Genomic DNA, 329 nt, shown 5'->3' with positions numbered 1-329 from the left:
GTCCTGGCTTCCCATCGGGATAAGGTGGCGAGCTTTTGGGAAGCCGTCCATGTCGGGGCCGGCCCCTACTTTTTTCAAAACGGCGCTGTCGGGGGACAGGGCTTTCAACTCGTCCCAGAGAAGGTCAAATTCCCCATCGGAAATTTCCGCTTCCCCGTTGTAGTAAGAGGCCTGATATTTCTGTATTAATTCTTCCAGTTCGGCAACCCGCCGTTCCTTTGACTCCATGCGGTATTATACACTTTTTTGGTAAAAATGAAGACGGTAAAGGGCTTGCCCATAGGTGTAAAATCGCTTTATTATCAATTATGAAACAAACATTCCTAATT

1 pseudogene is annotated in these 329 nt (G+C 47.4%); it reads right to left on the bottom strand.

Annotated elements, in window-relative coordinates:
- A pseudogene (locus ACYVTD_RS18625) lies at nt 1-228 on the bottom strand (DNA ligase (NAD(+)) LigA); the annotation flags it as partial.
- Nucleotides 229-329 lie beyond the last annotated feature (101 nt).

The organism is Treponema sp. R6D11 (assembly GCF_054786075.1).
The sequence above is the reverse complement of the archived record's forward strand: the minus strand, read 5'-3'. Positions and strand labels throughout refer to the sequence as shown.